The 8646-nt window shown below is 45.4% G+C and carries 1 protein-coding gene; it reads right to left on the reverse strand.

The window, feature by feature from the left end:
• Positions 1 to 43 precede the first annotated feature (43 nt).
• Positions 44 to 8626: an Ig-like domain-containing protein gene (locus DBZ36_RS20405; protein WP_120356832.1), complete on the reverse strand. Its 8583-nt coding sequence runs from the start codon at positions 8624 to 8626 to the stop codon at positions 44 to 46.
• Between the last annotated feature and the right edge of the window lie 20 nt (positions 8627 to 8646).

The raw sequence follows: 8646 nt of genomic DNA on the forward strand, positions 1-8646 counted from the left end.
TCTTGGCTTATCCGGCCAAGACATACAACATGCTTCGTTCTACTTAACTGTTATCAATAATCAACTGCTGATCATCGATAAGTGTTTGCAGTATATTCGTATCAAAGCTGACCCCTTCTAACAAAATCGTTTGGTCGACAGTACCATCGCCATTTTTAGAAACTTCAATGGTGGTATTCGTGCCATCAGTTGTCGCAGTGAGATAGTTGTCAAGATTGTCATTAGTTGCGCCAACTAACAAGTCACTTAAATCTAATTGGTCAAAATCTCCGCTTCCATCACCTTGGACGGCAAAATCTTTAATGGTATCAATACCATTATTGTCTGCATCACCGTTAACCCATGCGAATAAATCATCACCGCTGCCTCCGGTTAGAATGTCGCTATCTAGACCTCCGATAAGCACATCATTACCATCGCCGCCAACCAATACGTCATCACCTCCTCGACCCATAAGCAAGGTGTTTTCGCTAGATTCCGCTGTCAATACATCGCTGCCTTCAGTTCCGACATCACTATGAGCTGCCGCGGTTACTTGTATGCTTGAAGAGCCATCAGAGCTTTCTACATCAAATTGTATTTGGTTGAGTTCGTTAGCATCGAGTGTGGAGCCTGAGTATATTTTAAAGTTCAGTTCACCTTGCATCTGCTGTGCATCAACCACAGCTTTGCCGTCAACAACACTCACTTGGACGCCGTCTAACCACAAACTAGCACCCTCAGGAATATTGCTAATATCTAGATCACTTAGCTGCTCTGAAGAATCCGCTACTTTGCCATAAACGTTTAGATCATAGGCATAAGATATGGGTTCAACATTGAAATCACTGCCGTTGTAGCCAGCATTCGCCTCAGCTTCAAATACAACATACTGAAATGCAATCGCAGAAATTATCGGCAGTACAAAAGCGGTACCGTTCGAGCTACTAAGGAAAGTCGTTGGACCTCCCACTCTATTTCCCTGCGAGTCAAACAAGGTAAACCGACCCGCTTCCGAGCGCCCCTCACTTTCCGCTGCGAATAGTTTAACAATCTCTACATTTAGCTCGGTCACTTCATCGGCGAGTTCAAACACTATGGCTTCTGAAATATCCGGATTATTTGCGTCCATTTCAAGTTGTTCAGCTTTCCCCCCCCCAGATAATGCCTCGACGACACCAAATCCTGCATCATCACCTTGACCTCGCTCAACACTGCCCGTTGCTTTAGTAAAATCGAGATCCAATATGTCTTGATTCACTAGGTCTTCATTTGAGGTATACCCATGTGCTTGAATAAAGCCGCCGAAGCCATCGAAAACGATTGTATCGCTAACTGTTGCCGCAAGATTAGGCAAGTCAGCAACAGCATCGACATCAATATTCATCGTGTAGATTTCACTTGAATCTTTGCCATCACTTACGCTAAAGGTGAAATCTGCATAATCACTACCACTGCCATTATGTGAAGGCGTATACGATAGATCACCGATAGCTACAGAGGCAATTTGCTGGCCAGCAATAATCTCTTCGCCATCAAGGTATAAAGTGCCTGACGTAGGGAGGGTTTCAATGGTAACAAATGCTAGCGAATCTCCGGCATCGACATCAGCGAACGCAAAATCAGTTGCGGTAAAGTTGTAACTTGCATCTTCATCAATGGTGATTGATACATTCTGCGAACTAGGTGCGTCTTGGATTGGATTTACATTGACAGTGATTGTTTGCGCTGCACTTTCATCAATGCCGTCACTCACAGTAAATTCAAACTGGGCATAATTATTACCATTTTCATCACCCGCGGGCTTAAACGATAAATCGCCTATATTGTTTGCTGCTATTTGTTGCCCTGCCGAAACCTCTGCCCCATCAAGGTATAGAGTACCGTCTTGCGGGAGCGTTTTAATCGTTACAAATTCTAAGTTCGAACCAAGATCAATATCATCGAAAGCAAAATCAGAGCTAGTAAAGTTATAACTTTCATCTTCATCTACCGAAACAGTTGTATCTTGCGAGCTCGGGGCGTCATTGCTTGCCAGAATAGTGAAGCTAACCGTTGCCGTATCTTGATTACCATGTTCATCTTCGATGGTATAGGTATAACTCGCTATACCGTTAAAATTAGAGTCTGGTATGAACGTGATTTCACCCGTGTCCCGGTCGAAACTAACGGTTCCGTTAACTGGATCCTGGGCAGACACGATACTAAAGTCATCGCTCTCAGGATCACTATCATTTTCCAGTAACAATTCTTGCTCACTAAACACCAATGGGCGGTCTTCAATTCCAGTACCTTCTTTTACCAGATCATATTCGCTCATCGGTAAAGCATCACTGCCATCTTTAGCTAATTTAGGTGAAAATACTTGTTGGCCACCTTGATCCCAATAATATATTTCGATTGGGTAGAACCCATCTTCAGCTATCACGAATTCTGAATGTTTAGTGTTAGTCGGCGATTGGTTTCCGGCCTCCGCTACATTGTCTCCATCAATAAAGATTCCGTAGCCATCGTCCGCATAGACTTCAAAGTTGTAAGTGCCCGCTTCTAGGTAAATCATACCCGACATCGCGAATGCTGCTTCTTCTGAAGGTGCGATTTCGGTTTCAGTTAAACTCTCACCATCTTGCCCTAAAAAGGTCTTAATTTTATTTGCGACGCTCGTCGGCGTTCCGGATGGTAAATTGACTTGGCCTTGGGCAAAGTCAATGTTTGTTCCAATAAAATCAGAACCAAGTACTAACTGGCTGCTACCACTGTTGATCATATTTACGAGGTCATTTAAATCGTCAACCTCAAAGTTATTTCTATCGGAGTCTTGCTTAAGAACCCCATAGTAGCTGCCTTCCAGTCCCCATCCACCAGAGAGTGTCAGGTCGTCATCTACGGCAACGGGAGCTAAGTTAATCGTATGGCTACTGGTAGTCGTGGCAGTAAAAGGATTACCGGCGGTATCGGTTCCAGACACCGATACATCGAAACTGGTATCCGCTAGTAAGTCGCTTCCGGCTACCTCAACACTGTAACCTAACTGACCATTACCTAAATCGACCACTTCACCGGTGTAATTCTGATTATTCACCTGAAAACTAACAACATCGCCGATATCAGCGTCACCGCCTACAGTTCCGCTAACATTAACGAGTCCATTTGCTTCGCTGGCTGTTAACATATCGTCAGCAGTGATGTCGTTGACTGTGATGGTGGCCGCCGCACTTAAATCCAAGGTATGTGTCGAGGTCACATTTTGACTAAATGGATTGCCTGCTTCATCTTCCCCAGTAATAGTGATGACGAAACTAGTTTGCTCTTTAAGATCGCTCCCCTCCACTTCAACGCTATAGCCTAATTGACCATTACCCAGATCAATGACGTTGGTTGTATAGTCTTCATTATTGACTTGGAAACTGATGAGATCGCCAATAGCTGCATCACCACCAACATTACCGCTAACCGTTACTTCTGTTCCCGCTTCTGCTGCATTTAAAACATCATCGTCAGTTATGTCGTTCACTGTAATCGTCGCTGCCGCTTCCAAATCAACAGTGTGTTCAGAGGTAACACTTTGAGTAAACGGGTTTCCAGCGTCATCAGTGCCTGTCACGGTAATATCGAAATTAGTTTGTTCTTTTAGATCACTGCCAGCAACGTCGACGCGATATCCTAATTGCCCACCACCTAAATCAATGACTGAACCGCTGTACGCTGTGTCATGAACTCTGAAGCTAATTGCATCACCAATAGCAGCATCACCACCGACCGTTCCACTAACTGTTATTTGTTCATTGACCTCAACAGCATTCAAAATATCATCCGCAGTAATGCTATCCACGGTGATCGTTGCTGACGCTTCTAAATCGACCGTATGTTCAGAAGTCGTTGTGGCGCTAAACGGATTCCCAACATCATCAAAACCACTTACAGTGACATCAAAACTCGTTTGTTCTTTGAGGTCGCTGCCTTCAACACCTACAACGTAGCCTAATTGCCCGCCACCTATATCAATCACGGTAGTTGAATAATCGGTATTATGGACTCGGAAGCTCACTACATCACCAACCGCGGCATCGCCACCAACGGTGCCACTGACGCTTAGTTTTACGCCTGACTCGACAGCGTTAATGACATCATCCGGCGTTATATCCCGAACAGTAATCGTGGCTGATGCATCGAGATCCAAAGTGTGATCTGATGTGACACTTTGGCTAAATGGATTTCCTGCTGCATCTTCCCCGGTGACGGTAATATCAAAGCTAGTTTGTTCTTGTAAATCACTACCTTCAACTTCAACACTGTAACCTAACTGGCCACTACCCAAATCGACCACGGTAGTTGAATACAATTGATTATTCACAGTAAAGGTTACTGGGTCACCTACGGCTGCGTCTCCTCCTACACCACCAGTTACCACCACAATACCATCAGCTTCAATAGAGTTTAAAATGTCATCTTCGGTGATAGGATCAACCGTAATTGTAGCCTGCGCACCAAAATCAAGTGTATGTTCGGATGTGACACTTTGAGTAAAGGGATTACCAGCTTCATCTTCCCCAGTAATAGTGATTACGAAACTAGTTTGTTGTTCTAAGTCACTACCTGCAACGTCAACGGTATAGCCCAGTTCACCGTTACCAATGTCAATGACTGTCGTTGAATAATCTGTATTGTGAACTCTAAAGGTGATGACATCGCCTAAGTCTGCGTCGCCACCAACGGTACCCGATACGGCTATGTCTTCACCCGCTTCGAGCGCATTCAACACATCGTCATCGGTTATGTTGTCCACGGTTATTGTTGCCGCAGCATTTACATCAAGGGTGTGTTCTGAAGTAACATTTTGACTAAATGGATTACCGGCGTCATCTTCGCCGCTAACATTAATATCAAACCGCGTTTGGGCTAATAAATCTTCCCCAGCAACGTCTACAGCGTAACCAAGTTGACCGCCACCGATATCAATCACGTCGGTCTCATAATCAGTATCATTCACGCGAAAGGTAACTTTATCCCCAATCGCTGCATCACCACCTACGGTACCACTAACGCTCACGTCGCCCTGAGCCTCCGAGGCATTCAAGACATCATCGGGTGTGATGTCATTCACGGTAATTGTTGCAGCAGCCCCGAGATCAACCGTGTGTTCAGAAGTGACACTCTCACTAAATGGATTTCCGGCGTTGTCAGAGCCCGTCACTGTGATATCAAAACTGGTATCTTCTTTAAGGTCACTGCCTTCAACAAGAACACCGTAACCTAACTGACCACTTCCTAAATCAATTACGGTTGTCGAATAAGTTTGATTGTTCACGACAAAAGTAATGGGATCACCGACGGCTGCATCGCCACCAACAAAACCACTAACGGTGACCTTTAAGCCAGCTTCTGCTGCATTTAAAACATCATCTTCAGTGATGTTATGAACCGTAATCGTTGCAGCCGCTTCAAGATCAACGGTATGTTCAGAAGTGACACTTTCACTAAATGGATTACCCGCGTCATCAGTGCCCGTCACCGTGATATCAAAACTGGTATCCTCTTTGAGATCGTCACCATCAACCTCTACACTGTAGCCCAGTTGACCACCGCCCAGATCCACAACTTCAGTTGTATACTCGGTGCCATTTACCTCAAACGTAATTTCATCACCAAGAGCAGCATCTCCCCCTACGTGACCGCTTACCGTTACATCGCCACCAGACTCTTGCGCATTTAAAATATCATCCGGCGTAATATCATCGACAGTAATTGTGACTTCGGCTTGCGTAGCTACTGTGTGCTCAGAGATAGTTGTTGCTTCGAAAGGGTTACCAGCATCGTCGCTACCAGAAACCGTGATTTGAAAACTTGTTTGCTCCTTGAGGTCACTACCTGCTACAGGAACGTTATACCCCAACTGACCGTTGCCCAAGTCCACGACGAAAGTTGAATAGGGTTTATTATTCACTTCAAAACTGACGGTATCACCAACCGCTGCATCTCCGCCAACTCGTCCACTAACCATGACATCATCTAGCGCTTCAGCAGCATTCAAAATATCATCATCAGTAATATTATCGACAGTGATAGTTGCCGTAGCGCTTAAATCAACCGTATGTTCGGATATAGTTGTTGCTTCAAATGCATTACCGGAGTTATCGCTCCCATTTAGAGTAAGAATGAAGTTGCTTTGTAGCACCAAATCACTACCTGCAACCTCTACGCTATACCCTAGTTGGCCATTGCCCAAGTCAACCACTTTAGTTTCATAGTCTCGACCATTGACTTCAAATGTGACGATATCATCAATTGCAGCATCTCCGCCCACCTGACCACTGACGGTTACTGAAGACTGCGATTCGGCAGCATTTAGAATATCATCTTCAGTGATATCTTCGACAGTTATGGTCGCGCTAGCACTTGTATCTAGAGTATGTTCAGAAGTAACACTTTGACTAAACGGATTTCCGGCATCATCGGTACCCGTAACAGTGATATCAAAACTTGTATCTTCTTTGAGATCACTACCTTCTACGACTACACCGTATCCCAGCTGACCGTTACCTACTTCAATTACTAGGCCTTCGTAATCGCGATTATTCACTGTAAAAGTAACTTTGTCTCCGACAGCGGCATCACCGCCAACCAAGCCGGTAACAGTAACCGTTGAATCGGCTTCAGCTGCATTGAGAATGTCATCAGAAGTGATATTCGCTACCGTAATCGTTGCTGCGGCTTGCAAATCAACACTGTGATCTGATGTGACTGTTTGGCTAAACGGATTTCCTGCGTCATCTTCGCCTGTCACGGTGACGTCAAAACTTGTATCTTCTTTTAAGTCACTACCTGCTACTTCAACGCTGTAGCCTAGTTGACCGTTGTCGAGAGCAACCACCTCAGTTGAATAATCAGTATTGTGAACCCGAAAAGTCACAGGGTCACCAACGGCTGCATCGCCACCAACATTTCCGGTTACGGTTACAATACCCAGGGATTCAGCTGCATTAAGGATGTCGTCTTGAGTAATACTATCAACACTAATCGTTGCGGCGGCTTCCAAGTCGACGGTGTGCTCAGAGGTCACGCTTTGGCTGAAGGGATTACCCGCGTTATCACTGCCCGTCACTGTGATATCAAAACTGGTATCTTCTTTTAAATCACCACCAGCAACGTCGACTCGGTAGCCGAGTTGACCACTGCCTAAGTCGATAACCGTTGTTGAATAATCAGTATTGTGAACTCGGAAAGTCACTGCATCACCAAGCGCAGCATCGCCACCGACATTGCCACTGACGGAGACTTCTGCACCCGATTCCGCGGCATTTAAAATGTCGTCTTCGGTTATGTCATTTACCGTAATCGTCGCCTGTGCAGATAGATCTAAGGTATGTTCTGAAGTCACTTCTTGACTAAATGGATTGCCAGCTTCGTCGCTACCTCTCACGGTGATATCGAAGCTAGTTTGTGCCAATAAATCTACACCTTCAACATTTACTTCATAACCTAGTTGCCCGTTGCCTAATTCAATAACCGAACCAAAGTAGTCCTGATCATTAACTCGGAAGGTAATGGGATCGCCAATTGCAGCATCACCACCTACTGTCCCAGTAACCAATACTTCACCAAGGGCTTCAGCTGCGTTTAAGATGTCATCAGGGGTTATACTATCGACAGTAATAGTTGCTGCCGCTTCTAAATCTACAGTGTGTTCTGACGTCACACTTTGGCTAAATGAATTACCTGCGGCATCTTCACCTGTCACCGTGATATCAAAAGAGGTTTGTTCTTTGAGATCGCTACCTTCAACAGCAACACTATAGCCCAGCTGACCACCGCCCAAATCCACAACTTCAGTCGTATACTCGGTGCCATTTACCTCAAACGTAATATCATCACCAAGAGCAGCATCTCCCCCTACGTGACCGCTTACCGTTACGTCGCCACCAGACTCTTGCGCATTTAAAATATCATCCGGCGTAATATCATCGACAGTAATTGTTGCCGCAGCTTCCAAATCGATGCTGTGCTCTGAAGTCACGCTTTGACTAAATGGATTACCAGCATCATCGCTGCCCGTTACGGTCAAATCAAAACTAGTCTCTTCTTTGAGATCACTGCCGGCTACATCAACAGAATAACCTAATTGACCACCGCCTAAATCAATGACCTGGGTTGAATACGGACGACCGTTTACTTCGAAAGTAACCCAGTCATCAACAGCTGCATCGCCGCCCACATTACCACTTACTGTTACAGAGCCATTGGCTTCATCTGCATTTAGGATGTCATCTTGAGTTATATTTCTAACCGTTATTGTCGCTTCAGCTTCTGTATCTACTGTAAAAGCATACGCATCGGCGTTAGCTGTGTTACCTGCGACATCAGTTGCAGTGGCTGTAATCTCGTAGTCATTATCAGCAAGCTCGACAGCACTATGATCAAGGCTCCAATCGCCATTTTCGTCGGCTTCAACTGTTCCGATTGACTCACCGTTCAAGAAGACCTCAACCGAGGCGCCCGCCTCGGCAGCCCCGCTAAAGACTTGGGTGTTGTCATTGGTGATATTGTCGCCATCAATCGCCGAGTCGCTGTTGATGTCGGTGATCGCAACGTTGGTTTGGGTATCCACCTCAAAGCTGTAGGCGTCTGCATCAGCGGTATTACCCGCCACATCAGTCGCCGTTGCGGTTA

The sequence above is a fragment of the Alginatibacterium sediminis genome (assembly GCF_003610775.1).
GTDB lineage: Bacteria > Pseudomonadota > Gammaproteobacteria > Enterobacterales > Celerinatantimonadaceae > Alginatibacterium > Alginatibacterium sediminis.